The following is a 26469-nucleotide window of genomic DNA, read 5'->3' on the forward strand; positions in this document are numbered from 1 at the left end:
TCTGTACCTGACTACTGTGTGTTCATGAATTCACAGGGAGACCCATGGATGAACGTTCGACCAACTCACACCCTTTTTCCGCATAAGCCTGTGCCGGCGCTGCCGTCCGAAGGACTGATCGGTGTGATTGCCCCCGCCGGCCCCGGTGCACTGGACACTGACAAGGCTGTGCAGTGGATGCGTGCCCGCGGCTATGCGCTGAAGGTGTTCCCCGGTGTCTACGAGAAGGACGGCTACCTGGCCGGCAGCGATGACGTACGCCTCAACGACCTGCACGCCGCTTTCGTCGACCCTGAAGTCGACGCGATCATTTGCCTGCGCGGCGGCTACGGTACGCCGCGCCTGCTGGACCGGATCGATTACGACTTGCTGAGTCGTCACGCCAAGCCGTTTGTCGGCTACAGCGACATCACCGCACTGCATCTGGCGATCAGTCGCTACGCAGGGTTCGTGACCTTCCACGGCCCGCTGCTCAATGCCGATCTGCTGGGCGACAAGGAGCCGCCCACCGTCACCTCATTCTTCGCCATGCTGCGCGGTCAGTTGAAGGCGGGGAGTGTGTTGAGCCATCCGGTGGCTTATCCATTGACCACGGTCGAACCCGGCATCGCTCACGGGCGTTTGCTTGGCGGTAATCTGGCGATGATTGCCTCGACGCTGGGCACACCTTATGAGATTGACGTCGAAGGGGTGATTCTGCTGATCGAAGACGTCAACGAGCCGCTGTATCGGATCGACCGTCTGCTCACGCAGATGCGTCTGGCTGGCAAGCTGGCCAGATTGTGCGGTGTGCTGGTGGGGGATGTCGCCGGGGTGGATGTCGAGGCGTTGAATCGCTTGCTCAAGCAGACCTTCGAGCCGTTGCGGATTCCGGTGCTGTCGGGGTGGCGCAGCGGGCATTGTGATCCGAACCTGACGCTGCCGATGGGGGCGCTGGTTCGCTTGGATGCCGGGAAGAAGGAATTGATGTTGGAACAGGATGTAGTGATCAAACGCTAGGGTTTGGTTGCCAGTGAGTCAGTCTTCGAGAGCAGGCCCCCTCCCACATTGGATTCGTGTCGTACACAGAACCAATGTGGGAGCGGGCTTGCTCGCGAAGGCGGCATCAGCCATACGATTATCGTTCTATTGGCTGCGCAGGCTCTCAAGCAGCTTATGCGTCGGATACCCGTCCGCCGGCCAGCCAAACGACTGCTGGGCACTGCGGATCGCCTTGCGGGTATTGGCGCCGATAATCCCGTCCGCCGTGCCCGCATCGTAATTACGCGCGCTCAGCAGGTTCTGCAATTCGATGCGTTCGGAACGGCTCAGTGGCAGATCGTCTTTCGGCCAGATGCCGTTGATCAGGCCTGCGCCATTGAAGCGCTCGGACAACAGACTGACCGCCAGTGCATAGGACGACGAGTTGTTGTACTTGAGGATCGCCCGGAAGTTATCGAGGATCAGGAACGCTGGGCCACGGTAGCCGGCCGGCAGCAGCAGGGCGGCAGACAGCTGTTCCGAGCCGGCAGGGGCCTGACCGCCATTGGGCAGGATCACGCCCAGTTGACGCCATTCGGCAACGGTCTTGCGCATCGAGCCATCGGCCAGGGTGTAGTTGAAACCGCTCGGCAGTTGCACCTCGAAGCCCCACGGCTGACCACGCTGCCAGCCTGAGCTTTGCAGGTAGTGCGCGGTGGAGGCCAGCGCATCGGCCGGGCTGCCCCAGATGTCGCGGCGACCGTCACCGTCGAAATCCACGGCGTGAGTGTTGTAGGTCGTCGGAATGAACTGGGTCTGGCCCATCGCACCCGCCCACGAGCCAAGCATCTTTTCTGGCGTGATGTCGCCCTGTTGCAGGATCTGCAGCGCCGCGATCAGTTGTGCATGAGCAAATGCGGGGCGACGGCCTTCGTAGGCCAGGGTCGCCAGCGAGTTGATCACCGATTTGGTGCCCTGGAACTGACCGAAGTTGCTTTCCATGCCCCATACCGACACCAGTGCCTGGCGATCCACGCCATAACGCTGTTCGATGCTTTGCAGGATGTCGGCGTACTGACTGATCAGCGCCTGCCCCTTGCGCACCCGCAGCGGCGACAGGGCGCCGTCGAGGTATTCCCATACCGGACGGGAAAATTCCGGCTGGCTGCGGTCGGCTTTGATCACGCTGGCATCGAAGCTGACATTGGCAAACGCGCGGTCGAACACATCTGCACGGATACCGGCTGCCAGCGCATCCTTGCGGAAACCTGCCTGCCATTCGGCAAAGGTCTGGGTTGGCTGCAAGTCGAGAGAGTCGGCGGACGGCACTACCGGCGGGATGATCGCTGGGGCCGTGACGGCAGGAACGGTCTGTAATGGTTGCGCATCGGCGGCGGTAGGTTTTTCCGCGCAGGCGACAAGCAGAATGAAGCTGGAGGCAGCGATCAGTTGGCGAACGGGCCAACGACGGGAAAGACTGAAGGGCATGCACAGTTCCAGGGGATACGAATCAGGTGCAGACCTTAACATGACCGGGGGGTACTGTGCTTCAGGCAGCCAGAAAGTAAGAAGCCTCCCAGCTATCAGACTGGAAGGCTTCGCGGCGGTAGCTGCCTTTGCCCTTGGTTGGTCGTTCCTGGCGGCTGCGGAACAGGGGTTGGGCGATGATGGATTTGGCCTTGTTCGGGCCATGTTTCGATGGCTTTTTGCTCATGATGGATCTCTCGAGTGAGTGGTTTTTGCGGGGGAAATAATCTGCCGATGTTGGACGTCTGTCCAGTCCCTGATATGTAGGAATGTTCTGACGCTTTCGCGAGCAAGCCCGCTCCCACAGTCGATCGCATTCACATGATAGAACTCGGTCGACTGTGGGAGCGGGCTTGCTCGCGAAAGGGCGTTATGCGGTTGAGCGTCTTACTCGGCGGGCAGTGAAAGACGCTGGCCGGACATCAACAACGCCAACCGGCTCAGGCTCATCCACGGCGAACCGGCGGCTTGTCCCTTGATCTGCGCATCGATGCGCTGGGCTTCGAGCAGCAACTGCGCCCAGCGTTGTGCCGAATAGCGTTGCAGGGCTTTGCTCATCAGCGGTTTGCGCTTGTCCCAGACCGGTGGTTTCGCCTGGCTGAAGCACTTGTCCAGCGGCGTGCCCTGGCTGTACTGCAGCGAGATATTGGCCAGCAGGCGCAACTCCCGCGCCAGCGCCCAGAGAATCACCGGAGGCTCGACACCCTCACCGCGCAGGCCTTCGAGCATGCGCAAGGCGTGGGCCGGTTCACCGTTGAGCACGGCGTCGGTCAGGCCGAACACGTCGAAGCGCGCACTGTCGGCCACGGCGGCCTGCACCGTTTCGACAGTGATCTGCCCACCTTCGGCCATCAGCTTGAGCTTTTCGATTTCCTGCGCGGCGGCGAGCAGATTGCCCTCGACGCGCGCGGCGATCAGTTCAACCGCGTCCTGGCTGGCCGACAATCCGGCCTGCGAGAGGCGTTGGCGAATCCAGCTCGGTAGCTGATTGGCATCCACCGGCCAGATCTGAATGAACTGGGTCTGCTGGCCTTCGACCAGCGCCTTGCCCCACTTGGTCTTCTGCGCACTGCCATCGAGCTTGGGCAGGCTGATCAGCAGCACAGTGTCTTCGGCGGGGCGCGAGCAGTATTCGATCAGCGCGGCAGCACCCTTGTCACCGGGTTTGCCCGAGGGCAAACGCAGCTCCAGCAGGCGCTTTTCAGCGAACAACGACATGCTGGCACCGGCCTGCAGCAAGGTACCCCAATCGAAATTGGCATCGGCGGCGAACACCTGGCGTTCGTCGAAACCTTGCTGGCGGGCGGCGCTGCGGATGGCGTCGGCGGCCTCCTGGCACAACAGCGGGTCATCGCCGCTGATGATATAGACGGGCGCAAGAGCGCCTTGCAGGTGTTTGCCGAGTTGAGCGGGAGCGAGCTTCATAAGAGAGGGCGTACGGGGCGCCTGAGCGCCCCGTACGTCTTACTGCTGCGGCAGTTCGAGCGGCGACTGACGCGGCGTTTCCGCTTCAGCCTTCTGTGCCGCTTTCAGGGCATCGGCTTCAGCCCGGGCGCGGTCGTTGGCCGCTTGCTGCAGTTTCTCCAGTTGACCCGGAGTCAGCTGTTGCAGGCGCAGCATCATGCGCTGAACCAGCTCGCGACGAGTTTCGTTGCGGGCGTCGTTGGCTTCCTGATCGGAGCCGACCAGGTTGTTGCCGTCGTGAATGAACACTTTCTGTACTTCAAGCTTGTCGCTCAACAGGTTGAGATTGTGTTCGCCCACGATGTTGTAGTTCAGCACGGTGTTGACCTGGTATTCGCCAGTACGGCCGGCGCCGGCGTAGCTGAGGATGCGCTGGCTTTCCTGCTCGTCAGCCAGATACAGCTTGTACGGTGCACCGCTGTAGACCTTGACGCCGCTGGACTCCAGCACCTGACGCAGCTGGGTGACGGTGTCGCCATAGGCGTTGCGGGCGCTCAGGTCGAGTTCCTTGATTGCCAGTTCGGTGGTGCCAGTGCCACGCAGCTGGAAACCGCAGGCGCTCAGCAGAACAGCGAGGCCCATCACCAGCAGATTGCGTTTGATCATTGTGTTGCTCCCCTTGAAACCATGTGGGCCGACCCTGCGGCCCGAAAGGTTTTACAGTGCGTCAGGCGAACCTGACGCCCAATCCAATTTAGCTGGCGACGATGTTGACCAGTTTCCCCGGTACAACGATCACTTTGCGAATGGTCAGACCGTCGACGAAACGCAGCACGTTTTCGTTGGCGCGGGCTGCCGCTTCGACTTCCTCGCGAGTGGCGCTGGCCGGCATTTCGATCTGGCCACGCAGCTTGCCGTTCACTTGAATGACCAGTTGCAGGCTGTCCTGCACCAGGGCGCTTTCATCGACCGCTGGCCAGCCAGCATCGATCACCGGGTCAGCGTGGCCCAGTTGATTCCACAGCTCATGGCTGATGTGCGGCGTGATCGGAGCCAGCAGCAGCGTAACGGCTTCCAGGCCTTCGTGAATCAGTGCGCGATCCTGCTCGGTGCCTTGCGCGGCTTTTTCCAGCACGTTCATCAGCGTCATCACCTGAGCGATGGCGGTGTTGAATTTGTGGTTCTGGCCGACGTCATGGCTGGCCTGCTTGATGGCCAGGTGGATGGCGCGGCGCACGGCTTTCTGCTCGTCGTTCAGGCCGGCGATGTCCAGTTTGCCCGGCAGGCCCTGGGTGACGTGGGCCTGAGCCAGACGCCAGACGCGCTTGAGGAAACGGTGCGAGCCTTCCACGCCGGAGTCGGACCATTCGGCGCTCATGTCCGGCGGCGAAGCGAACATCATGAACAGGCGGCAGGTGTCGGCGCCGAACTGATCGATCATCGACTGTGGGTCGACGCCGTTGTTCTTGGACTTGGCCATTTTCTCGGTGCCACCGATTTCCACCGGCAGGCCGTCGGATTTCAGTTTGGCGCTGATGACCTTGGCCTTGCTGTCACGCTCGAGTTCCACGTCCGCCGGGTTGAACCAGGTGTAGGCACCGTTGGCTTCGCGACGGTAGTAAGTCTCGGCGATCACCATGCCCTGGGTCAGCAGGTTCTTGAACGGCTCGTTGGAGCTGACCAGGCCTTCGTCACGCATCAGCTTGTGGAAGAAACGCGCGTACAGCAGGTGCAGAATCGCGTGTTCGATACCGCCGATGTACTGATCCACCGGCAGCCAGTGGTCAGCCGCGGATTTTTCCACCAGGCCACCTTCGAAGTGCGGCGAAGCGTAGCGGGCGTAGTACCAGGACGACTCGACGAAGGTGTCCATGGTGTCGGTTTCACGCTTGGCAGGCTGGCCGCATTTCGGGCAGCTGCACTCGTAGAATTCCGGCATGCGCGCCAGCGGCGAACCGGCGCCGTCCGGCACCACGTCTTCCGGCAGAACCACCGGCAACTGGTCTTCCGGGACCGGCACGTCACCGCAAGTGGCGCAGTGGATGATCGGGATCGGGCAGCCCCAGTAGCGCTGACGGCTGATGCCCCAGTCGCGCAGGCGGAACTGGGTGCGCGAGGCACCGAGGTTTTTCTTGATCAGTGCAACTTCCATGGCATCGAACGCGCCAGCGAAGTCCAGACCGTCGAACTCGCCGGAGTTGATCAGCGTGCCGTGCTCGCCGTAGGCGTCTTGCCACGGAGCCGGGTTGGTGTCACCGGAGCTGGTGCGCACCACCGATTTGACCGGCAGGTTGTACTTGTGGGCGAATTCGAAATCGCGCTCGTCGTGCGCCGGAACCGCCATCACCGCGCCGTCGCCGTAGTGCATCAGCACGTAGTTGGCGACCCATACCGGGAGTTTTTCACCGGTCAGCGGGTGCTCGACGAACAGGCCGGTCGGCAGGCCTTTCTTCTCTTGAGTGGCGACGTCGGCTTCAGCGACGCTGCCGCCCTTGCATTCGGCGATGAACGCTTGCAGCTCAGGATTGTTCTGCGCGGCCTGGGTGGCCAGCGGGTGTTCGGCTGCCACGGCAACGTAGGTTGCGCCCATCAGGGTGTCCGGACGGGTGGTGAAGACCTTGAGGGTGCCTGCTTCGCCGATCGAGTCGACGTTGTACGGGAACTGCACTTCCATGCCGCGGGACTTGCCGATCCAGTTGCGCTGCATGGTCTTGACCTGTTCCGGCCAGCCAGTCAGTTCGTCGAGGCTCTCCAGCAGCTCATCCGCGTAGGCGGTGATCTTGAAGTAGTACATCGGGATTTCGCGCTTTTCGATCAGCGCGCCGGAACGCCAGCCGCGGCCGTCGATCACCTGCTCGTTGGCCAGTACGGTCTGGTCGACCGGGTCCCAGTTCACGGTGCCGTTCTTGCGGTAGATCACACCTTTTTCGAACAGGCGGGTGAACAGCCATTGTTCCCAACGGTAGTAATCCGGTTTGCAGGTGGTCACTTCACGGGACCAGTCCACCGCCAGGCCCAGGCTGCGCAGCTGGGACTTCATGTAGGCGATGTTTTCGTAGGTCCACTTGGCGGGTGCCACGTTGTTCTTCATCGCGGCGTTTTCCGCCGGCATGCCGAAGGCGTCCCAACCCATCGGTTGCAGAACGTTCTTGCCTTGCATGCGCTGGTAGCGGGAGATCACGTCGCCGATGGTGTAGTTGCGCACGTGCCCCATGTGTAGCTTGCCGCTGGGGTAAGGGAACATCGACAGGCAGTAGTAGGTCTCCTTGCCTGGCTGTTCACTGACTTCAAAGGACTTTTGCTCGTCCCAGAACGACTGGGCGGCGGCTTCGATTTCACGGGGCTGATATTGTTCGTGCATGGCTACTTTTGTACTGGATAGGGGTGGCCTAATCCTCTTCAACGCGCCCTCCGGGAATGCTCCGGACAAGCTGGAAGTGGAATTACAGGAAGCGCCGTAGCATACATGACCGCGCTTGGCCTAGGGAAACCCTGATTACAGCTGTCTGGCCCCGGAAAACCGTGGCGAGGGCCGTTGGTCGCGGCGTTCAGCCGGTTTGTGCAGCGAAGCTAAGCTCTTATTGGGGAGTGAGTCTTATCTTCAATGAGGTGAGGGATGGTGGAGCAACGGCAAAAAAACGTGACGAAACCCGAGTTGTACGAACGGTTGATGGATCGTCTGGGCATGGCCCTCGACGCTGCCAAAACCGCTGGCCGGCTGCGCGACGAGCGCCCCCTGGAACTGGAATTGCGTGGCTTGAGCCCCGCCGAGTTCAAACTGGTCAAGGCCTATCTGGATCGCTGTGAACGTGAAACGCATGGAAGCTTGTCTCAGGCAGTGAAGCAGCTCGATGCACCACAATCGGCCAAGGTCATCTGGCTCAAGGACAAGGCGCCCGGCAAAGACACCATCAAGGTTCGCTCTTTGCAGGCCAAGTAAGCGCAAGGCAGCAGGAAACGGATCTTTTTCAACAGGATCCGACCCTATCGGTTGTAACGCTCTATTAACACTCTTAGGCTTCGGGCATCTCTGGAGATGCCCCGATGCCTTTTCGTTACTTCATCAAACAACTTTTATTGCCGCCCGGCATTCTTTTGCTGCTGTTGTTGGTCGCCTGGTGGCTGCGCCGCTCCCGACCGCGGCTGGCCGCTGTGTGTTTCGCCATTGGCCTGGGTGGTTTCTGGCTGATGAGCCTGCCAGTGGTCGTGCAGTGGGGCGCCAAGGCGCTGGAGCGTGAGCCGCCGCTGCCCCGTGACGCGTGGTCGATGCTGGCGCAGCGGGCTGACGCCATCGTGGTATTGGGTTCCGGGCGTGAGCGCGGCGATCTGGCCTGGGGCGAGGATCAGCCGACCGGCGTTGGACTGGAGCGTCAGCGCTACGCCGCGCGGCTGGCCAAGGCGTCCGGCTTGCCGATCCTGACCAGTGGTGGTTTGCATTACGGTACACCGCCGACGGAAGCGAAGCTGATGGCCGATTCGCTGCGCGATGATTTCGGCGTGACCACGCGTTGGCAGGAAGGCGAGAGCCGTACCACATGGGAGAACGCCAAATTCAGCGCCGATATGTTGCTGCCACAGGGGATCAAACGTGTTGTGGTGGTGACCCAGGCCTGGCATATGCCGCGCGCCGTCTGGTGTTTTCAGCAGGCAGGGTTTGAAGTGGTGCCGGCACCCGTAGGGTTTCTCGGGACCGACAATGCACGACCGTTTGGTGGCTGGCTGCCGGAGTTCAAGTCGATCTGGCAGAGCGGACAGTTGCTGAATGAGGCGGTGGGGCAGGTGGGGTATTCGCTGTTTTACCGCTGAAGATCAAAAGATCGCAGCCTGCGGCAGCTCCTACATGGGGATTTGTGTTTTCCCTGTAGGAGCTGCCGCAGGCTGCGATCTTTGCTTTTAAAGGGTTTTCGACATCCGGCTCGCCATCAGTGCCCAGCCAAACAGCAGCACGCACAGAATAATCAGCGGCCACGAACGCCATTCAAGGTACGGCGTCAGGTTGTGCATCGGCACCACTTCGCCATACAGAATGCCCTGCTCGAACTGCGGGATCTGCTCGGTGATCTGCCCGAACGGGTTGATCAGTCCGGTCACGCCGTTGTTCGTAGCACGGATCATCCAGCGGCCCGCCTCAAGTGCGCGCATCTGCGCCATTTGCAGGTGCTGCAACGGGCCGATCGAGGTGCCGAACCAGGTGTCGTTGCTGATCGTCAGCAGCAGATCGCTGCGTGCCGACAAACCGGCGGCGAACTCCGGGTACACCACTTCGTAACAGATAAACGGCGCGATCTGATAACCCTTGGCCTGCAGCAACGGCTGATCCGCCGGGCCGCGAGCGAAGTCGGACATCGGCAAATCAAAGAACGCGATCAAGCCGCGCAGCAGATCCTGCAGCGGCACGTACTCACCGAACGGCACCAGTTTCTGTTTGAGATAGGTGCCATCGCCTTCGCCGACCACGGTGATGCCGTTGAAGAAGCGTTTTTCGTGGCGCACCGTCTCGCGGATCGGCACCCCGGTGATCAGCGCCGATTTACGCTCGGCGGCGAAGTTACCCATCATGTTCAGGTAGCCCTCGGCGGACTCCTTGAGCACGGGTACCGCGGTTTCCGGCCAGATCAGCAGGTCCACCGGTTTGGAGCGGAAACTCAGGTCGCGGTACAGCGCCAGTTGCGCGTTGAGCTGCGCCGGGTCCCATTTCATGCTTTGTTCGACGTTGCCCTGAATCGCCGCGACAGTCAGCGGTGCACCGGCCGGACTGGTCCAGGCGTGGCCCTTGAGCGCGATGCCCGCCACCCAAGGCCCGACCAGCAACACCAGGCCTGCGGCGATAAAACCTTTGCGAGCGGATTGCAGCAGGCGCGGCGCGTTGTAGATCAGCGCGGCAGTCAGTGCCAGAACGAAGGACACCAGCCACATGCCACCGACCGGCGCGAGCCCGGCCAATGGGCCGTCGAGCTGGCTGTAACCGGAGTAGAGCCACGGGAAACCGGTGAGGAACCAGCCGCGAAAGGCCTCCTGACCGACCCACAGTGCAGCAAACGCCAGCGCATCGGCCAACGGTGCCTCGTTGCGGCGCAACCAGCGCGCCCAGACCCACGCGGGCAGGGCGAAGAACAGCGCGATCGCTGCGGTGAACAGCAGCATCAGGAACCCGGCCAGCAGCACCGAGGCGCCACCGAAGTGGTGAATGCTGTAGTAGATCCAACTGGTGCCGGCGCCGAACAGGCCGAAACCGAAACACCAGCCACGGCCCAGCGCCTGACGCGGCTTCAGCTCGCGCAGGCCGGCATAGAACAGGCCGACCGCCAGCAAGGCCAGCGGCCAGATGTTGAACGGGGCCAGGGCGAAAGTGGTGATTGCACCGGCCGCCACGGCCAGCAGGTTACCGGGCCAGCCGGGGCGGGTTGTCCAGCGCATTTCAGTCCTTAGATTTAACGAGCGATTGGCGTCAGTCGCAGCAAATGAATCCGACGGCTGTCGGCGTTCAGGATGCGGAAACGATAGGCGCCGATTTCAGTGATTTCGTTGCGTTTTGGCAAGTGCCCGAACGCGCTCATCACCAGACCGCCAACGGTGTCGAACTCGTCGTCGGAGAATTCGCTGTCGAAGAACTCGTTGAAGTTCTCGATCGGCGTCAGGGCCTTGATCAGGAAGTCACCGCTGGGCAGCGGCTTGATGTAGCTGTCTTCTTCGACGTCGTGCTCGTCTTCGATGTCGCCGACGATCTGCTCCAGCACGTCTTCAATCGTCACCAGACCGGCCACGCCGCCGTACTCGTCGATGACGATGGCCATGTGGTTGTGGTTGGCGCGAAATTCACGCAGCAACACATTCAGGCGCTTGGACTCCGGCACGAACGTGGCCGGGCGCAGCAGGTCCTTGATGTTGAAGCTGTCGCCGTTCTCCTTGAGGATCAGCGGCAGCAGATCCTTGGCCAGCAGCACGCCCATCACGTCGTCGTGGCTTTCGCCGATGACCGGGTAGCGCGAGTGGGCCGAGTCGAGCACGGCGGGCAGGAATTCACGAGGGGTCTGGGTCGCCTTGATGCTGATCATCTGCGAGCGCGGGACCATGATGTCGCGTACTTGCAGGTCAGCCACCTGAATGGCGCCTTCGACGATGGCCAGCGCTTCGCTGTCCAGCAGTTTGTTCTGATGTGCATCACGCAGCAGCTCAAGCAGCTCCTGACGGTTCTTCGGCTCGTGGGCAAAAGCCTGGGTCAGTTTACCCAGCCATGACTTCTGCCCGTTGCTCGATCGATCTTCGCTCATAGCGATTACTCTGAATCCTTTGTTGTAACGATAGGGGAGGTTTCGGCTTCGTCGTCCGCGTACGGATCGGGATAGCCCAGTTCGGCAAGCAACTCGCGTTCCAGTGCTTCCATTTCTTCGGCTTCGTCGTCATCTATATGGTCGTAACCGAGCAGATGCAAGCAGCCGTGAATGACTAGATGTGCCCAATGGGCCTGGAGTTCCTTGCCTTGTTCGGCAGCTTCGCGTTCGACCACAGCCACGCAGATCACCAGATCGCCGAGCAGCGGGATGTCGAGAAACTCGTCCGGGACTTCGGCCGGGAACGACAGGACGTTGGTCGCGTAATCCTTGTGGCGCCAGGTGTGATTGAGTTCGCGACCTTCTTCCTCGTCGACCAGGCGAATGGTCATTTCCGAGTCGGCGGTGCGCTGGCGCAGGGCCAGTTCGCACCATTTGCGGAAGTCAGCTTCACTCGGGGCGTTCGCTTCGGTAGCGATTTGCAGATCCAGCTCAAGCATCGCGCGAGGTTTCCTTGGCGGCTTCGGCACGGGTCTCGAAGCGCTCGTAGGCCTCGACGATCCGTTGCACCAACGGGTGACGCACAACGTCTTTGGGCTGGAAGTGCGTGAAGCTGATGCCCGGAACGTCCTTGAGCACTTCGATCACATGATGCAGCCCGGACTTGGTGCCGCGCGGCAGGTCGACCTGGGTGATGTCGCCGGTGATGACGGCGGTTGAGCCGAAGCCGATCCGGGTCAGAAACATCTTCATCTGTTCGACGGTGGTGTTCTGGCTTTCGTCGAGAATGATGAAGCTGTTGTTCAGCGTCCGACCGCGCATGTAGGCCAGCGGCGCGACTTCGATCACCTGACGTTCGATCAGCTTGGCCACGTATTCGAAGCCGAGCATTTCGTACAGCGCGTCGTACAGCGGGCGCAGGTACGGGTCGATCTTCTGGCTCAGGTCGCCGGGCAGGAAGCCGAGTTTTTCACCCGCTTCAACCGCCGGACGCACCAGCAGGATGCGGCGGATCTGCTCGCGCTCCAGGGCATCAACGGCGCAAGCCACGGCCAGATAGGTCTTGCCGGTACCGGCCGGACCGATGCCGAAGTTGATGTCGTTGCCGAGGATTTCCTTCACGTAGCGCAGCTGATTCAAGCCGCGTGGGCGAATCATGCCTTTCTTGGTGCGCAGGGCAACGGAGGCTTCGGCGGGGGCGTGGTTGTCCAGTTCGACGACGGCCGATTCCTGGAGGAACAGGTGCACCATGTCCGGCGACAGCTCGGTACCCTTGGTTTCCCGGTACAGGCGGCGCAGCAGATTTTCCGCAGACGTGGTGTGCTTGGGGTCGCCGATCAGTTCGAACTGGTTTCCGCGATTGCGGATCTCGATGGCCAGGCGTTGTTCGATCAAGCGCAGGTGCTCGTCGAATTGCCCGCACAGATTGGCGAAGCGGCGAGCCTCAAAGGGCTCGAGGATAAAACGATGTGGTTCTATGGGTGCGTTCAAGGTCGTATTTAGCCGCCCTGGGGCAATTAAGATGAAATCAAGGATAACGCCAGTGGCGTGGGTGCGAAAGCTCTTAAAACGGTCTCACTGGATAACTGTGGCGAGGGAGCTTGCTCCCGCTGGAGTGCGCAGCGCTCCCAAGTCCTCCAGCCTCGATCATTCAGGATGATCGAGGTGTCTGGTTTGCGGCTGCTTCGCAACCGAGCGGGAGCAAGCTCCCTCGCCACAGAGGCACTTTGACGCCTTACGTTTACTGAACCAGCGAGCCGCGCAGCGAGTGCGGTTGCGCCGCGTCGATGTGCACGTCGGCGAACTGGCCGATCAGGGTCGGATTATCGCAGCGGAAGTTGACGATACGATTATTCTCGGTGCGCCCTTGCAGCTCGCCCGGGTCCTTCTTCGAATAGTCGGTGACCAGAATGCGCTGGATCGAGCCGACCATTTGTCGGCTGATCTCGAACCCTTGCTGATTCAAGCGATGCTGCAAGGCGTTCAGGCGTTCTTTTTTCAGCTCTTCAGGGGTGTCGTCGGCCAGATCGGCGGCCGGGGTGCCCGGGCGCTGGCTGTAGACGAAGGAATAGGAGAAGTCGAAACCGACGTCGGCAATCAGCTTCATGGTCTGCTCGAAATCTTTTTCGGTCTCGCCGGGGAAGCCGACGATGAAGTCCGAGCTGATGCAGATCCCCGGTACCGCAGCGCGCAGTTTGCGCAGTTTGGACTTGTACTCCAGCGCCGTGTGGTTGCGCTTCATCGCCGCGAGGATCCGGTCGGAACCCGACTGCACCGGCAAGTGCAGGTGTTTGACCAGCTCCGGCACTTCGGCGTGGGCCTGGATCAGGCTGTCGGAGAACTCCAGCGGGTGCGAAGTGGTGTAGCGAATGCGGTCGATGCCATCGACGGCAGCGACCACACGGATCAGCTCGGCCAGATCGGCCAGGCGCCCGTCGTGGGTCAGGCCGCGATAGCCGTTGACGTTCTGCCCGAGCAAGGTCACTTCACGCACGCCGTTTTCCGCGAGGTGGATGATCTCGGCAATCACGTCATCGAACGGTCGACTGACTTCTTCGCCACGGGTGTAGGGCACCACGCAGAACGTGCAGTACTTGCTGCAACCTTCCATCACCGACACGTAGGCGCTCGGGCCATCGATGCGCGGCTCGGGCAGGTGGTCGAATTTTTCGATTTCCGGGAACGAGACGTCGACCTGCGGCAACTTGCTGCTGCGTGCGGCGTCGATCATTTCCGGCAGACGGTGAAGGGTCTGCGGGCCGAAGACCACGTCGACATACGGCGCGCGATCACGGATCGCCGCGCCTTCCTGGCTGGCCACGCAACCGCCGACGGCGATCACCATGTCCGGGTTGGCCAGTTTCAGTTCACGCCAGCGGCCGAGCTGCGAGTACACCCGATCCTGGGCGCGTTCGCGGATCGAGCAGGTGTTGAGCAGAATCACGTCGGCGTCTTCCGCACGCGCGGTGACTTCAAGGGCCTGATGTTCGCCCAGCAGATCGACCATGCGCGAGCTGTCGTACTCGTTCATCTGGCAACCGTGGGTTTCGATGTAAAGCTTCTTGGCCATGGAGTAGGGTCGTCACGTGATTCAAAGAACCGCGCATTATAGGGAACAAGCCCTCAGGTTCCTACCGCTGTGCGTCCGGTGGCTATGCTATAGTTTGCGCCCTCATTTTTATCCCCGATGTTATCCGCCCGCCATGACCAAACGCGAAGCTCCAATCTACAAGGTGATTTTCCTCAACCAGGGCCAGGTGTTCGAAATGTACGCCAAGCAGATCTATCAAAGTGATCTGTGGGGTTTTCTGGAAGTGGAAGAGTTCGTCTTTGGCGAGCGCACGCAAGTGGTCGTCGATCCGAGCGAAGAGAAGCTCAAGGCACAGTTCGAAGGCGTGGTGCGCAGCTTTGTGCCGATGCATTCGATCGTGCGCATCGACGAGGTGGAGCGTCTGGGCACCCCGAAAATCAGCGAAGCCCGTGGCGCGGTCGGCAATGTGATGCCGTTTCCGATGCCGATGCCTGAGAAGTAAGCCGCAAAACCGAGTCGTCTCATTCGCGAGCAAGTCGAATCGTCGCACCGTCGCTCCCACAGGGGATCCTCTGAACACTGGAGATCTACTGTGGGAGCGAGCTTGCTCGCGAAGGGGCCGGAAAGGTCGGCGCAAAAATCAGGGAAGTGGCGAAAACGGCGTACGCCCATCCGCGCTCTGCAGTTCCATCAGGTATTTACGGAAAATTTGCCCGAGCACCTGGGTCGCGGTTTCGAGGTCTTCGCGGGACATTTTTTCCGAGACCTCGTCGGCGGTGTCCAGCGCATCTTCGGCGCCGTTGACCGCGGCCATCTTCAGCACGATGTACGCCTGAATGTTGTTGGCCTGCACGCCTTCGCCGTGGAAGAACATGGTGCCGAGCTTGAACTGTGCCTGAGCATGGCCTTGCAACGAGGCCTTTTCGAAATAGCTCAGGGCTTGATTGAGGTCGCGCGGCGCATTCTTGCCGTCGTAGTAGAACTCACCCAACTCGTATTGCGCTTGCGCATCCCCTTCATCCGCCGCTTTCTGGCAGGCAGCCAGTGCCTGCGTGACGTCTTGCGGCTGAGTATTGAGGGTGCAACGACCCATCGCCGGGATCAACAACGAGTTGCCGCCTGCTTGTGCATGCGCGAGCAGGGGCTGAAGGAGCAACAGGCAGCCCAAGGCAAGGGTGCGGCCGGTGCGGTTCATGGGAATCGACTTACCTCTGAAGGGCACGCGGACCCATCGAGGGATCCAATAAGCGCGCATTATGAAATAAGCGGGGCCAACCTTACAAAGTCTTTACTCGTTTTTCTGCTGCGCGGGGAATATATCGCCCACTTTCTGGCGGATTTTTAGCAGAGGCGTGGGAAAAACGGCGTGGGTGTAGGTAAAAGCTGACGCTGGCCATGGCCAACGTCAGCGGGACGGCCATTACTTCAGTGCGGCGAAGGCGCGCTCGGCAGCGTCCAGGGTGATTTTCAGCTCGGTTTCGCCGTGGGCGATCGACGTAAAACCGGCTTCGAAAGCGCTCGGTGCCAGATAAACGCCGCCTTCGAGCATCAGGTGGAAGAAGCGCCCGAACATTGCCGCGTCGCTGGCCATCACGTCTTCAAAGGTGACGATGTCGTCGGCGCCGCTGAAGTACAGGCCGAACATGCCACCCGCTTGCGTGGTCACGAACGGAATGCCCGCCGCATCGGCGCGTTGTTGCAGGCCGTCGAGCAGGCGCGTGGTGTAGTCGGTCAGTTCGGCGTGGAACCCCGGACGGCTGATCAGGCGCAGGGTGGTCAGACCGGCGGCCATCGCCAGCGGGTTGCCCGACAAGGTGCCGGCCTGGTACACCGGGCCCAGCGGCGCGATGCGCTCCATGATTTCACGCTTGCCGCCGAAGCAGCCGACCGGCATGCCGCCACCGATGATCTTGCCGAACGTGGTCAGGTCCGGGGTCACGCCGTAGTGCGCCTGGGCGCCGCCGAGGGCAACGCGGAAACCGGTCATCACTTCGTCGAAAATCAGCACCACGCCATGCTTGTCGCAGAGCGAACGCAGGCCTTCGAGGAAACCCGGCGCCGGTGGTACGCAGTTCATGTTGCCAGCGACTGGCTCGACGATGATGCAGGCGACGTCCTGACCGACTTCGGCGAGCATCTTTTCCACTGCGTCGATGTCGTTGAACGGCAGGGTCAGGGTGTGTTTGGCAAACGCTGCCGGGACACCGGCGGAGCTCGGCACACCTTGGGTCAGCGCGCCGGAACCGGCCTTGACCAGCAGGCTGTCGGAGTGGCCGTGGTAGCAGCCTTCGAACTTGATGATGCTGTCCCGACCGGTGTAACCACGGGCCAGACGAATCGCGCTCATGGTCGCTTCGGTGCCGGAGCTGACCATGCGCACCATGTCCATCGACGGCACCAGCGAGCAGACCAGATCGGCCATCTCGGTTTCCATCGCGGTCGGTGCGCCGTAGGACAGGCCGTGTTGCAGCTGATTGCGCACCGCGTCGAGCACATCCGGGTGGCTGTGGCCGAGGATCATCGGCCCCCACGAACCGACGTAATCCACATAGCGCTTGTCGTCTTCGTCGGTGACGTAGGCGCCTTCGGCATGCTTGAAGAACAGCGGTGTGCCGCCCACGCTCTTGAACGCGCGAACCGGCGAGTTCACGCCACCGGGAATGTGTTTCTGGGCATTGGCAAACAGGGTTTCGGAACGAGACATGATCGGGCTCTCAAATCAGATTTTCAGAAGTTCGTTGAAGGCGCGGGCGCGGCGGGTCACTTCGGCGGTGCTCTCGGCACCGAACAAACCGTGGACCACCGCCAGCAGGTCGACCCCGTGGGCCACCAGCGGCCCGGCATTGTCGAGGGTGATGCCGCCAATCGCGCAGACCGGCAGGTGCAGCTTGCGTTTGGCCTCGTCGAGCAGATCGAGGCTGCAGCTTGGCGCGCCGGGTTTGGTGTTGGAATTGAAGAAGCGGCCGAAGGCGACATAACTCGCGCCTTCCTTGGCGGCCTGTTCAGCCAGTTCGAGCTGCGCGTGGCAGGTCGAACCGATGATCGCCTTGGAGCCGAGCAGGGCGCGGGTCGGCGACAGCGGGCCGTCGGTCTGGCCCAGGTGCACGCCGACGTTGAGACGCGCGGCCAGTTCGGCGTCATCGTTGATGATCAACTGCGTCTTGTAGCGCTCGCACAGGTTACGCAGCGCTTCGGCCTCGCGCAGACGGCGGGCCTCGTCGCTGCTTTTGTCGCGGTATTGCAGCAGGGTGACGCCGCCTTCCAGCGCCGCCTCCACGTACGACAGAAACTTGCCCGCCAGCAATTGGCTGTCGGTGATGGCGTACAGGCCACGGAGTTTCATCAGGCAGACCTCACGACGTTACGAGCAAAAATCCAGCGGCAGGCGACGTGGCACGAACTGGCCTTTGCCCAGTTGTTCGGCGTCGCGCAGGGTGCGCCAGGTGTAATCCAGTGCAGTACGCACGGCGCTGGCAAGGTTTTCACCCTGGGCCAGCCGACCGGCGAGGGCGCTGGCCAATGTGCAGCCGGAACCGTGATAACTGCCCGGCAAACGCTGGCAATAGAAGGTTTCACGCAGGCCGTCACGGCTGTACAGGCGATTGTGGATTTCAGTTTCGTCGCCATGGCCGCCGGTGATCAGCAGGTTTTTGACGAACGGCAAGAGTTTTTCCGCGCACTCGTCCGCCGTGCCTTCGGGCAATTCGGCGAGAATCCGCGCTTCGGGAAGGTTGGGGGTGGCAATGATCGACAGCGGCAGCAGACGCTCGCGCATCGCATAACCGACTTCGTCCTTGCCCAGGCGTCCGCCGCCGCCAGCACGCAGCACCGGGTCGCAGACCACCGGCAGGTGCGGGTGCGCCGAAAGCAGTTCGACCACGGTGTCGACCATTTCCAGCGAACCGAGCATGCCCAGTTTGACCGCAGCGACTTCGGAGTCGTTGAGCACGGCATTGGCCTGGGCCAGTACCCACTCACGGTCGAGGACGCGGAAGTCAGTGACGTTGACGGTGTCTTGCACGGTCAGGGCGGTGACGGCCGGAGCCGCATGGCAACCCTGCGCGAGCAGGGCTTCGATATCTGCCTGCAAGCCGGCGCCACCACTGGGGTCGTGGCCGGAGAGACAGAGGACAACGGGGCGGGAGCTGTAGATATTCATGGTGCGCGAGCTTACCACCAAACCTGATTTTGGGGTTCAGTCCTGATGGTGTTTGCGAGCAGATTGTCGGACAACACTGCAGCTACCATTGTGGCGAGGGAGCTTGCTCCCGCTGGGTTGCGAAGCAGCCCCCTGCATTTATTCAGGCACCGCGCATTTACAGGTTTTACGACTGCTGCGCAGCCGAGCGGGAGCAAGCTCCCTCGCCACAAAAGCGGATCGCAATGATTGAGCTGACCAACTCAACAGCTCTAGCTCGCTGCTTTGCTCTGAAACGCCCGTTCTAGAGCCTTTGTAGGAAAAATTTCGATGGTGCTCAATGGCCATCAACGGCTATGCTAGTCTGGATCCAAACCAATAACAGGTAATACCGGTTTTACGTCTACTCAAAGGGAATGGGGGGCTTCCTGACACAACCGGACGAGCCACGCTGGGGCTTCAATGCGCTATTTGCTGATGTTGCTGTTCTGCTTGCCCCTCTTCGCAAGCGCCGTCGAGTTCGACGAAAATACCCAGAGCCTTCCCCTGGGCCGCTCATTGCAAGTGTTCGAGGACCCAAGCGGTCAGGCGAGCATCGCCGACGTCCGCGCTCAAGCGGCGGCGGGCAATTTCAAACCTCACGATAAAGCCACGCTCAATGCCGGTTACTCGCGCTCGGCGTTCTGGCTGAAGATCGACCTGCATTACCGCCCGAACAATCCGGCCGCCCAGCGCACCTGGCTGCTGGAACTGGCGTATCCGCCGCTTGATCACCTCGACCTTTATATGGCCGATGCCAATGGCGACTACCGACTGATCCGGCAAACCGGCGACGCCTTGCCGTTCGCCAGTCGCGAGATCCGCCAGAACAACTACCTGTTCGACCTTGAGTTCAAGCCGGAGCAACAACGCACCGTGTACCTGCGCCTGGCCAGTGAAGGTTCGATCCAGGCGCCGGTGACCTTATGGTCGAGCACCGCGTACCTCGAGGATCAACCGGTGCGCCTGTATGTGCTGGGGATCATTTATGGCGTGCTGCTGGGGATGCTGGTCTACAACCTGTTCATCTACCTGAGCGTGCGCGACACCAGTTACCTCTATTACATCTTCTACATTGCCTCGTTCGGCCTTTATCAACTGTCGGTGAACGGCGCGGCGGTCGAGTATTTCTGGCCGGACAATCCGTGGTGGACCAACGCCTCCACACCGTTTTTCATCGGCTGCGCCGGCCTGTTCGGCAGCCAGTTCGCCCGCAGTTTCCTGCAGACAAGAACCCACAGCCGCTGGCTCGACCGCTTGCTGATCGCCCTGATCGCATTCGGCGCGCTGGTGGTCGGGCTGTCGCTGATGACCAGTTACGCCTTGTCGTTGCGCCTGGCGACCCTGTTGGCGCTGGTGTTCACCGTGGTGATCTTCGCCGCCGGGATTCTCGCCTGGTGGCGCGGCTTGCGCGTGGCACGTTATTTCATCATTGCCTGGTCGGCATTCCTGCTCGGCGGCATCGTCAATACGCTGATGGTGCTCGGCCTGCTGCCGAACGTGTTCCTGACCATGTACGCCAGTCAGATCGGCTCGGCGATCGAAGTTGCGCTGCTGTCGCTGGCGCTGGCGGATCGCATCAACGCCATGCGCGAGCAACAGGCGCAGACCCTGTTCGACGCCGGGCAGAAGCTCGAAGTGCTCAACCAGCAACTGGCCCATAGCAACAAGCTCAAGGATGAATTCCTCGCGACCCTGACCCACGAATTGCGCACGCCGATGAACGGCGTGATCGGTTCGCTGGAGCTGATGCAGACCGTCGAGCTGGAACCTGAACTGGAGCAATACCAGCAAACCGCCGCCGGTTCCGCCCGGGACATGATGCGCATGGTCAACGGCATCCTCACCCTCACCGAACTGCAGGCCGGCAAGCTCAAGGCGACGCCGGGCAGCTTCAGCCTGCGCGCGGTTGTCGAGGCCTTGCGCATGCAGTTCGATGGCAACGCGGCGAGCAAGTCGCTGGACTTCAAGGTCGAGGTACTGCCGACCCTGCCGGATCGCTTGCACGGCGATAGCGCCAAACTGGCGCAGTGCCTGGAGTGCCTGCTGGACAACGCGATCAAGTTCACCCGGGTCGGTGGTCTCGCGCTGCGAGTGACCGGCAAACCGTCGGCGGGCAATCGCTTGGCACTGTCGTTTGCGGTGATCGACACCGGCATCGGTTTCACCGATCTGGGCGAGGCGACGATGTATCAGCGCTTCTTCCAGCTCGATGGCTCGATGACCCGCGAATACGGTGGGCTGGGCGTGGGGCTGGCGATCTGTCGGCAACTGGTGGAACTGCTCGGCGGCAAGCTCACACACCGCTCCCAACCTGGCAGCGGCAGCCGTTTTCAACTGGATGTCGAGTTCGAGCTGCCGGAAGTCGAAGCGGCACCAACCGCGGACGCGCTGCACGAGCGCAGCCGTGCGCCGCAGGACTGCACGGTGTTGCTTGTGGATGACAACAGCGTCAACCAACTGGTGATGCGCGGCATGCTGCTCAAACTGGGGTTCCGCGTACGCACGGCGGACAACGGCGCGGCGGCGCTGGATTATCTGCAGCGCGAGGCCTTCGATGCGGTGCTGATCGATTGCCAGTTGCCCAGCCACGAAGGGGCCTCGTTGTGCTGCCAGATTCATGGGTTGCCCGGCTGCGCCAATCTGCCGGTGTTCATGCTGGCCCTGGGCACGGATCGCGAGCATTGCGCACCGGGCACGCGCATCGATTACCTGAACAAACCGGTGAAATTCGAAGACCTGCAAACGGCGCTGGAGCGTCGGGTGCTCAGCGCGTAATAGGGTGAAAGCGCCGGAAGTTCGGCGCATATGACACTTTGATCAGCGGCGGCCCGGTGCTTAACTGGATTCCTTGGCTGACCAAAGGAGCCCCGTCATGAACCTGCATCAGTTCGCCGAAACCCACGAAGTCACCAACCAGCCACCGTCGCTGGACGGCGCCAACCTGTACCGCATTGATCTGCCGCTGCAGGAGTGGTCGCGCCGTTTTGGCGCCGGTTGGGCCGAGTCGCGGATCGACACCTACGGCGCTCTGGCCGGTGGGCCGCTGATGGAGGCCGGGTTCCTCGCCAATCAGAACAAACCGGTATTCGTCAGCCATGACCGCTACGGTCATCGCATTGATCTGGTGGAATTCCATCCCGCTTATCACGAGCTGATGCGCACCGCGATCGAACATGGTTTGACCTCGTTGCCATGGGCTCATCCGCAGGACGGCGCGCATGTCGCCCGTGCGTCCATGAGCTATTTGCACAGCCAGGCCGAGGCGGGCAGCGGTTGCCCGTTGACCATGACCTTCGCCAGCGTCCCGGCCATGCGCTTGCAGCCGGATCTGGCTGAACAGTGGCTACCGAAGATCCTCGCCACCGAATATGACCCGCGCAACGTCGGCATGGCGCACAAGGCTGGCGTGACCATCGGCATGGCGATGACCGAAAAACAGGGCGGCACCGACGTGCGCGCCAACACTACCAAGGCCTATCCGGTGGGCGCCAGTGGCCCGGGCCAAGCCTATGAACTGCTCGGGCACAAGTGGTTCTGCTCGGCGCCGATGTGCGATGCGTTCCTCACGCTGGCGCAGACCGACAAGGGCCTGACCTGCTTCCTGCTGCCGCGCCATCGCCCGGACGACACGCGCAATCAGTTCTACATCCAGCGCCTGAAAAACAAACTCGGCAACCAGTCCAACGCCTCCAGTGAAGTGGAGTTTCGCGGCGCGCTGGCATGGATGGTCGGCGAAGAGGGGCGTGGCGTGCCGACCATCATCGAGATGGTGGCGATGACCCGTTTCGATTGCATGGTCGGCTCCAGCGCCTTGATGCGTCAGGCGCTGACCCAGGCCAGCCACCACTGCGCGCACCGCAAGGTCGGCGGCAAACTGCTCAGCGAGCAACCGTTGATGCAGAACGTGCTGGCCGATCTGGCCCTGGAAAGCGAAGCCGCACTGGCGCTGAGTCTGCGCATGGGCAAGGCACTGGATCATCTGGATGATCGCCATGAAGCGCAATTCGCCCGGCTGGTGACGGCGGTGGGCAAATACTGGATCTGCAAACGCGCCCCCGGAATGATCAATGAAGCTGCCGAATGCATGGGCGGCGCGGGGTATGTCGAGGAAAGCATTCTGCCGCGCCTGTATCGCGAGGCGCCGGTCAACTCGACGTGGGAAGGCTCGGGCAATGTGCAGTGCCTGGACGTATTGCGTGCGCTGTCGAAAGAACCGGGTGTGCTCGATGTGTTGTTCAGCGAATTGGGCGATGGCCATGGCGATAAGCGTTTGGCCGCGCATATCCAGCTGTTGCAGGCACAGTTCAAGGACACCAGCGACATTCAGTATCGGGCGCGGCAGTTGACCGAGGACATTGCGCTGGGGCTGCAGGCCAAGCTGTTGCTGGAGGCCGGAAACTCAGCAGTGAGTGATGCGTTTATTGCCAGCCGTTTGAGCGGTGGCGGCCGGGTCTACGGTGCACTGCCGCGTGGGCTGGACGTCGAAGCCATCGTCGCCCGCTCAACTCCGCAGGGTTTCTGACCCAACACAAATCCCCTTGTGGGAGCGGGCTTGCTCGCGAATGCGGTGTGTCAGTCAATGGATAGGTCGACTGACACTGCGCATTCGCGAGCAAGCCCGCTCCCACAGGGGGATCTCCATTGACAGGGAGATTTGGGTATAGCCACAACGCCACTGTTCCCGTGACGCGATGTTGCAGGCAAGATGAAGCTCTGCAAGTCAGAACACAGGAAGCTGATCGTGACCGAAGCGTTTATTGTCGTTCAAACCGCCGAACAAGCCGTGGATCGTCTGGCCGAGTTGCATGAGCGGGCCACCACTGCGCTGAACTCGGCGCTCAAGCGGTATCTCAAGGATCGCGTCGAGCCCGACGCCGAACAGCGTGCTCTGTTTCGTTACCCCGAACTGCGTCTGACCTACCTGTGTCAGGGCGAAGTGCCGCAGACCACCCGCGCCTACGCCAAGGTGCAATTGCCGGGCACCTACAGCGTCACCGTCACCCATCCGAAGGCGTTCCGCAAATACCTGCTGGAACAGCTGGTGCCGTTGATGCACGACTTCACCGTGACCGTGGAAGTCGGCGTCAGTCAGCAGAACATTCCGTATCCGTACGTGGTCGAGCAGGGCGATGAACTGGCCGGCTCCGGCGTTACCGCTGCGGTGCTGGCGCGGGTGTTCCCGAGTACCGACCTGTCCGCCGCCACCGATGGCATCGCCGACGGTCTCTACGATTGGGAAAACACCGATCCGCTGCCACTGGCGCTGTTCGATGCCGCGCGCGTCGACTTTTCCCTGCGTCGCCTGGTGCACTACACCGGCAGCGACTGGCGCCATGTGCAGCCGTGGATTCTGCTGACCAACTACCACCGCTATGTCGACCAGTTCATCGTTCATGGCCTGGAACAACTGCGCAACGACCCGCGTTTCGTGCGCATGGTGCTGCCGGGCAACGTGATCATCGAGAAGGGCATGGATCACGGCGAAGCGTCGGCGATTGCCGCTGGCGTGGTCTGGCACCGCTACCAGATGCCGGCCTATCACCTGATCGCCAATGACGGCCACGGTGTGACCCTGGTCAACATCGGTGTCGGCCCGTCCAACGCCAAGAACATCACCGACCACCTGGCGGTGCTGCGTCCGCATTGCTGGCTGATGATCGGCCACTGTGGCGGTCTGCGGCAGTCGCAGACCATCGGCGACTACGTGCTGGCTCACGCCTATATGCGTCGCGACGGGATTCTCGACCGCGTAGTACCGCCGAACATTCCGATCCCGGCGCTCGCCGAAGTGCAGCTGGCGCTGCAACAAGCCGCGGCCAATATCACCGGCGAGAAGGGCGAAGAGCTGAAAAAACGCCTGCGCACCGGCACCGTGCTGACCTACGACGACCGCAACTGGGAGCTGCGTTGGGCGCAGGAACGTCCGTTGATCAACCTGTCCCGCGCCGTGGCCGTGGATATGGAAAGCGGCACCATCGCCGCCCAGGGTTATCGCCTGCGGGTGCCATACGGCACGCTGCTGTGCGTTTCGGACAAACCGCTGCACAGTGAAATCAAGCTGCCGGGCTCGGCCAACGCGTTCTACGAGCGTGCGGTCAGCCAGCACTTGAAGATCGGCATCGAGGCGGTGGATCTGCTGCGCACCGAACTCAACTCGCTGCACTCGCGCAAACTGCGCAGCTTCGACGAGCCGCCGTTCCGTTAACGGTTAGTCGTGGTCATTTGGCGGTCGGGGCACTAGCATTGTCAGCCCAGATCGCCAGATGTTGTTTTGCCCATGTCCCGTCCCCCGCGTCCTCCTTCCCGCCGTCCCGGTGCGAAGCCATCCTCCTCAGCTCCACGTCGTGTCGCCAAGGCGCCGCCGGCCGAGCCGAAGCTGATCCTGTTCAACAAACCGTTCGATGTGCTGACGCAGTTCAGCGACGAAGGCGGGCGGGCGACGCTCAAGGATTACATTGACGTGCCCGGTATCTATCCGGCCGGACGCCTTGATCGCGACAGCGAAGGCTTGTTGTTGCTGACTAATGACGGCCAGTTGCAGGCGCGCATCGCTGATCCGAAACACAAACTGGCGAAGACTTACTGGGTGCAGGTCGAAGGCGTGCCGACAGACGAGCAGTTGCAGCGTCTGCGCGAAGGCGTCGAGTTGAATGACGGCATGACTTTGCCTGCCGAGGCCCGGCAACTGGAGGAACCTGAACTGTGGCCGCGCAATCCGCCGGTGCGCTTTCGCATGACGGTGCCGACCAGTTGGCTGGAGCTGGTGATTCGTGAAGGGCGCAACCGTCAGGTACGGCGGATGACCGCCGCGGTGGGGTTGCCGACATTGCGGCTGGTGCGGGTGCGGATTGGCGACTGGACGCTCGAAGGGCTCGATCAGGGTCAGTGGAAAGAAGTGCCGGCGCGTCTATAGAGCGCCGGATTCGATCAGGCCGATCACCACACTCTTGATGATGAATGCGGCCACGCCCAGGCCCAGGACGAAGAACAGGATGAACGAGCCGAAACGCCCGGCCTTGGACTTCTTCGCCAGATCCCAGACGATGAAACCCATGAAAATGATCAGGATGCTGACCAGGCCAGTCATCATCCACTCTTCGAATACTGCAGGATCCATTAGAGTTCTCCGGCATGCGCGCGGCTAAAAGGGCGCGGCGATTATATGCCAAGGTTCGTTGGGTGGCATTGATCTGGGTCTGATCCGAAGCCTGGCCCTCACCCTGGCCCTCTCCCAGAGGTAGAGGGGACTGACCGTGCGATGCTCACGAGTTACACCGACCTGATCTTGCGTCTGTGAATCCATAATCGACTCGAAGGTTCAGGTCGATGGATGATGCCAGACGCCTCGGTCGGCCCCCTCTCCCTCCGGGAGAGGGCTGGGGTGAGGGGCTTTTGATTAGCTGCGCAGATGCGTCAGCGGCAATTCAGTGCTATTGAGCACCTGATTCAACACAAAACTCGAACGCACGCTGGTTACGCCTTCAATCCGGGTCAGATGCCCCAGCAGCAGTTTCTGATAGTGATCCATGTCCGGCACCACCACTTTCAACTGATAGTCGGCATCCACGCCGGTCACCAGGCTGCATTCCAGCACCTGCGGCAGGGTGCGGATCGCCGCTTCGAAGTTCTCGAAACGCTCCGGTGTGTGCCGGTCCATGCCGATCAGCACGTAGGCGGTCAGGCTCAGGCCGAGCATCTTGCGATCGAGCAAGGCGACCTGGCGCGAGATGTAGCCGTCGTCTTCCAGTTGCTTGACCCGGCGCGAGCAAGGGGAGGGCGACAGACCGATGCGCTCGGCCAGTTCCTGGTTGGAGATGCGGGCGTCGCGCTGCAATTCCGCCAAAATGCTCAGGTCATAACGGTCGAGTTTGCTCATGAATCTGTCCTTGGTTGTAACTATTGCGGCGGATTATCTATCCAGGGTTAAAAATTGCGCAAGCGGTGTTTATTTGAGCAATCTTCGCAATCCTCTGTCGCGCCTCGCGGCCTATTCTTATCACCAGAATCACTGCTCGGTAACACAGTCCACTGCGGCCCGCCCAATCAGGCCCGCCGCGGCCGCCACCCCCACCGGGGATGTGCCGGCCCCCGAGCTG

Annotated in this window: 24 protein-coding genes; 8 read left to right on the forward strand and 16 right to left on the reverse strand. The window is 61.5% G+C overall.

The window, feature by feature from the left end; genetic code table 11:
• The first annotated feature begins 48 nt into the window (after positions 1–48).
• Positions 49–999 carry an LD-carboxypeptidase gene (locus tag NTD85_RS03205; protein ID WP_262141404.1) on the forward strand — a complete coding sequence of 317 codons (951 nt, stop codon included), beginning with the start codon at positions 49–51 and terminating at the stop codon, positions 997–999.
• 126 nt (positions 1000–1125) lie between these two features.
• Here NTD85_RS03205 and NTD85_RS03210 read toward each other — a convergent pair whose 3' ends face one another.
• The 5 genes from NTD85_RS03210 to leuS all read right to left on the reverse strand — a co-directional run bounded on the left by NTD85_RS03210 (position 1126) and on the right by leuS (position 7252).
• Positions 1126–2448, reverse strand: a complete 1323-nt coding sequence (locus NTD85_RS03210; protein WP_262141405.1) for a lytic murein transglycosylase — start codon at positions 2446–2448, stop codon at positions 1126–1128.
• Positions 2449–2509: 61 nt separating this feature from the next.
• Positions 2510–2674 carry an alternative ribosome rescue factor ArfA gene (gene arfA / locus NTD85_RS03215; RefSeq protein ID WP_003228536.1) on the reverse strand — a complete coding sequence of 55 codons (165 nt, stop codon included), beginning with the start codon at positions 2672–2674 and terminating at the stop codon, positions 2510–2512.
• Between the two features lie 200 nt (positions 2675–2874).
• Positions 2875–3912, reverse strand: a complete 1038-nt coding sequence (holA, locus tag NTD85_RS03220; RefSeq protein WP_003228535.1) for a DNA polymerase III subunit delta — start codon at positions 3910–3912, stop codon at positions 2875–2877.
• Positions 3913–3951: 39 nt separating this feature from the next.
• A complete protein-coding gene (lptE, locus tag NTD85_RS03225) occupies positions 3952–4557 on the reverse strand; it encodes an LPS assembly lipoprotein LptE (RefSeq protein WP_262141406.1) in 606 nt (201 codons plus the stop codon).
• A gap of 88 nt (positions 4558–4645) precedes the next feature.
• Positions 4646–7252, reverse strand: a complete 2607-nt coding sequence (leuS, locus tag NTD85_RS03230) for a leucine--tRNA ligase (protein WP_003228532.1) — start codon at positions 7250–7252, stop codon at positions 4646–4648.
• Positions 7253–7507: 255 nt separating this feature from the next.
• Here leuS and NTD85_RS03235 point away from each other — a divergent pair, with 255 nt between their 5' ends.
• Positions 7508–7831 carry a hypothetical protein gene (locus NTD85_RS03235; RefSeq protein WP_003228531.1) on the forward strand — a complete coding sequence of 108 codons (324 nt, stop codon included), beginning with the start codon at positions 7508–7510 and terminating at the stop codon, positions 7829–7831.
• A gap of 104 nt (positions 7832–7935) precedes the next feature.
• The gene (locus NTD85_RS03240) at positions 7936–8697 is read left to right on the forward strand and encodes a YdcF family protein (RefSeq protein ID WP_003228530.1); all 762 of its coding nucleotides are present in this window, start codon (positions 7936–7938) and stop codon (positions 8695–8697) included.
• An 87-nt stretch (positions 8698–8784) separates the two neighbouring features.
• On the opposite strand, the gene lnt is transcribed toward NTD85_RS03240, so the two are convergent.
• From lnt to miaB, 5 genes are all read right to left on the reverse strand, one after another.
• Positions 8785–10308: an apolipoprotein N-acyltransferase gene (gene lnt / locus NTD85_RS03245; RefSeq protein ID WP_262141407.1), complete on the reverse strand. Its 1524-nt coding sequence runs from the start codon at positions 10306–10308 to the stop codon at positions 8785–8787.
• 14 nt (positions 10309–10322) lie between these two features.
• Entirely contained in the window at positions 10323–11162 is an 840-nt protein-coding gene (locus NTD85_RS03250; RefSeq protein ID WP_003228526.1) for an HlyC/CorC family transporter, read from the reverse strand.
• Positions 11163–11167: 5 nt separating this feature from the next.
• Positions 11168–11662: an rRNA maturation RNase YbeY gene (gene ybeY / locus NTD85_RS03255; RefSeq protein ID WP_003228524.1), complete on the reverse strand. Its 495-nt coding sequence runs from the start codon at positions 11660–11662 to the stop codon at positions 11168–11170.
• Positions 11655–12653: a PhoH family protein gene (locus NTD85_RS03260; RefSeq protein WP_003228522.1), complete on the reverse strand. Its 999-nt coding sequence runs from the start codon at positions 12651–12653 to the stop codon at positions 11655–11657. The genes ybeY and NTD85_RS03260 overlap by 8 nt, the downstream gene beginning before the upstream one ends.
• Before the next feature lie 250 nt (positions 12654–12903).
• Positions 12904–14232, reverse strand: coding sequence for a tRNA (N6-isopentenyl adenosine(37)-C2)-methylthiotransferase MiaB (gene miaB / locus NTD85_RS03265; RefSeq protein WP_003228520.1), 1329 nt, complete (start codon positions 14230–14232; stop codon positions 12904–12906).
• 133 nt (positions 14233–14365) lie between these two features.
• Between miaB and NTD85_RS03270 the strand changes: the two genes are divergently transcribed.
• A complete protein-coding gene (locus NTD85_RS03270; RefSeq protein ID WP_003185742.1) occupies positions 14366–14695 on the forward strand; it encodes a DUF1820 family protein in 330 nt (109 codons plus the stop codon).
• Positions 14696–14833: 138 nt separating this feature from the next.
• On the opposite strand, the gene NTD85_RS03275 is transcribed toward NTD85_RS03270, so the two are convergent.
• The 4 genes from NTD85_RS03275 to NTD85_RS03290 all read right to left on the reverse strand — a co-directional run bounded on the left by NTD85_RS03275 (position 14834) and on the right by NTD85_RS03290 (position 18352).
• Positions 14834–15388, reverse strand: coding sequence for a tetratricopeptide repeat protein (locus NTD85_RS03275; protein ID WP_003228518.1), 555 nt, complete (start codon positions 15386–15388; stop codon positions 14834–14836).
• Positions 15389–15613: 225 nt separating this feature from the next.
• Positions 15614–16897, reverse strand: a complete 1284-nt coding sequence (hemL, locus tag NTD85_RS03280) for a glutamate-1-semialdehyde 2,1-aminomutase (protein WP_262141408.1) — start codon at positions 16895–16897, stop codon at positions 15614–15616.
• A gap of 15 nt (positions 16898–16912) precedes the next feature.
• Positions 16913–17536 carry a thiamine phosphate synthase gene (gene thiE / locus NTD85_RS03285; protein ID WP_262141409.1) on the reverse strand — a complete coding sequence of 208 codons (624 nt, stop codon included), beginning with the start codon at positions 17534–17536 and terminating at the stop codon, positions 16913–16915.
• 18 nt (positions 17537–17554) lie between these two features.
• Positions 17555–18352, reverse strand: coding sequence for a hydroxymethylpyrimidine/phosphomethylpyrimidine kinase (locus tag NTD85_RS03290; protein WP_007960553.1), 798 nt, complete (start codon positions 18350–18352; stop codon positions 17555–17557).
• A 441-nt stretch (positions 18353–18793) separates the two neighbouring features.
• On the opposite strand from NTD85_RS03290, the gene NTD85_RS03295 reads away from it, so the two are divergent.
• The 4 genes from NTD85_RS03295 (at position 18794) to NTD85_RS03310 (ending at position 25286) form a co-directional block, all read left to right on the forward strand.
• Complete coding sequence (locus NTD85_RS03295) at positions 18794–21148, forward strand: hybrid sensor histidine kinase/response regulator (protein ID WP_262141410.1); 2355 nt, start codon at positions 18794–18796, stop codon at positions 21146–21148.
• A 97-nt stretch (positions 21149–21245) separates the two neighbouring features.
• Positions 21246–22895: an acyl-CoA dehydrogenase family protein gene (locus NTD85_RS03300; RefSeq protein ID WP_262141411.1), complete on the forward strand. Its 1650-nt coding sequence runs from the start codon at positions 21246–21248 to the stop codon at positions 22893–22895.
• A 183-nt stretch (positions 22896–23078) separates the two neighbouring features.
• Positions 23079–24578 (forward strand): AMP nucleosidase, encoded by a 1500-nt coding sequence (amn, locus tag NTD85_RS03305; protein ID WP_177434769.1) that lies wholly within the window; start codon positions 23079–23081, stop codon positions 24576–24578.
• 72 nt (positions 24579–24650) lie between these two features.
• Positions 24651–25286 (forward strand): pseudouridine synthase, encoded by a 636-nt coding sequence (locus NTD85_RS03310; RefSeq protein WP_262141412.1) that lies wholly within the window; start codon positions 24651–24653, stop codon positions 25284–25286.
• On the opposite strand, the gene NTD85_RS03315 is transcribed toward NTD85_RS03310, so the two are convergent.
• Both NTD85_RS03315 and NTD85_RS03320 read right to left on the reverse strand, forming a co-directional pair.
• Positions 25281–25490 carry a DUF2788 domain-containing protein gene (locus tag NTD85_RS03315; RefSeq protein ID WP_003228500.1) on the reverse strand — a complete coding sequence of 70 codons (210 nt, stop codon included), beginning with the start codon at positions 25488–25490 and terminating at the stop codon, positions 25281–25283. The two genes, NTD85_RS03310 and NTD85_RS03315, sit on opposite strands and share 6 nt — an antisense overlap.
• A 279-nt stretch (positions 25491–25769) precedes the next feature.
• Positions 25770–26249, reverse strand: a complete 480-nt coding sequence (locus NTD85_RS03320) for an Lrp/AsnC family transcriptional regulator (RefSeq protein WP_007909658.1) — start codon at positions 26247–26249, stop codon at positions 25770–25772.
• Positions 26250–26469: the final 220 nt, after the last annotated feature.

Origin of the sequence: Pseudomonas sp. 13B_3.2_Bac1 (genome assembly GCF_025466205.1) — a bacterium.
GTDB lineage: Bacteria > Pseudomonadota > Gammaproteobacteria > Pseudomonadales > Pseudomonadaceae > Aquipseudomonas > Aquipseudomonas fluorescens_H.

What these genes read in the sequence shown, in the direction of transcription:
- NTD85_RS03290 (WP_007960553.1), bottom strand. Translation starts at nt 18,352, where the DNA reads ATGAATATCTACAGCTCCCGCCCCGTTGTCCTCTGTCTCTCCGGCCAC.
- NTD85_RS03320 (WP_007909658.1), bottom strand. Translation starts at nt 26,249, where the DNA reads ATGAGCAAACTCGACCGTTATGACCTGAGCATTTTGGCGGAATTGCAG.
- arfA (WP_003228536.1), bottom strand. Translation starts at nt 2,674, where the DNA reads ATGAGCAAAAAGCCATCGAAACATGGCCCGAACAAGGCCAAATCCATC.
- NTD85_RS03240 (WP_003228530.1), top strand. Translation starts at nt 7,936, where the DNA reads ATGCCTTTTCGTTACTTCATCAAACAACTTTTATTGCCGCCCGGCATT.
- NTD85_RS03205 (WP_262141404.1), top strand. Translation starts at nt 49, where the DNA reads ATGAACGTTCGACCAACTCACACCCTTTTTCCGCATAAGCCTGTGCCG.
- NTD85_RS03295 (WP_262141410.1), top strand. Translation starts at nt 18,794, where the DNA reads ATGCGCTATTTGCTGATGTTGCTGTTCTGCTTGCCCCTCTTCGCAAGC.
- NTD85_RS03210 (WP_262141405.1), bottom strand. Translation starts at nt 2,448, where the DNA reads ATGCCCTTCAGTCTTTCCCGTCGTTGGCCCGTTCGCCAACTGATCGCT.
- ybeY (WP_003228524.1), bottom strand. Translation starts at nt 11,662, where the DNA reads ATGCTTGAGCTGGATCTGCAAATCGCTACCGAAGCGAACGCCCCGAGT.
- NTD85_RS03270 (WP_003185742.1), top strand. Translation starts at nt 14,366, where the DNA reads ATGACCAAACGCGAAGCTCCAATCTACAAGGTGATTTTCCTCAACCAG.
- leuS (WP_003228532.1), bottom strand. Translation starts at nt 7,252, where the DNA reads ATGCACGAACAATATCAGCCCCGTGAAATCGAAGCCGCCGCCCAGTCG.
- NTD85_RS03275 (WP_003228518.1), bottom strand. Translation starts at nt 15,388, where the DNA reads ATGAACCGCACCGGCCGCACCCTTGCCTTGGGCTGCCTGTTGCTCCTT.
- miaB (WP_003228520.1), bottom strand. Translation starts at nt 14,232, where the DNA reads ATGGCCAAGAAGCTTTACATCGAAACCCACGGTTGCCAGATGAACGAG.
- NTD85_RS03300 (WP_262141411.1), top strand. Translation starts at nt 21,246, where the DNA reads ATGAACCTGCATCAGTTCGCCGAAACCCACGAAGTCACCAACCAGCCA.
- hemL (WP_262141408.1), bottom strand. Translation starts at nt 16,897, where the DNA reads ATGTCTCGTTCCGAAACCCTGTTTGCCAATGCCCAGAAACACATTCCC.
- holA (WP_003228535.1), bottom strand. Translation starts at nt 3,912, where the DNA reads ATGAAGCTCGCTCCCGCTCAACTCGGCAAACACCTGCAAGGCGCTCTT.
- thiE (WP_262141409.1), bottom strand. Translation starts at nt 17,536, where the DNA reads ATGAAACTCCGTGGCCTGTACGCCATCACCGACAGCCAATTGCTGGCG.
- NTD85_RS03310 (WP_262141412.1), top strand. Translation starts at nt 24,651, where the DNA reads ATGTCCCGTCCCCCGCGTCCTCCTTCCCGCCGTCCCGGTGCGAAGCCA.
- NTD85_RS03315 (WP_003228500.1), bottom strand. Translation starts at nt 25,490, where the DNA reads ATGGATCCTGCAGTATTCGAAGAGTGGATGATGACTGGCCTGGTCAGC.
- NTD85_RS03250 (WP_003228526.1), bottom strand. Translation starts at nt 11,162, where the DNA reads ATGAGCGAAGATCGATCGAGCAACGGGCAGAAGTCATGGCTGGGTAAA.
- lnt (WP_262141407.1), bottom strand. Translation starts at nt 10,308, where the DNA reads ATGCGCTGGACAACCCGCCCCGGCTGGCCCGGTAACCTGCTGGCCGTG.
- NTD85_RS03235 (WP_003228531.1), top strand. Translation starts at nt 7,508, where the DNA reads ATGGTGGAGCAACGGCAAAAAAACGTGACGAAACCCGAGTTGTACGAA.
- lptE (WP_262141406.1), bottom strand. Translation starts at nt 4,557, where the DNA reads ATGATCAAACGCAATCTGCTGGTGATGGGCCTCGCTGTTCTGCTGAGC.
- amn (WP_177434769.1), top strand. Translation starts at nt 23,079, where the DNA reads ATGAAGCTCTGCAAGTCAGAACACAGGAAGCTGATCGTGACCGAAGCG.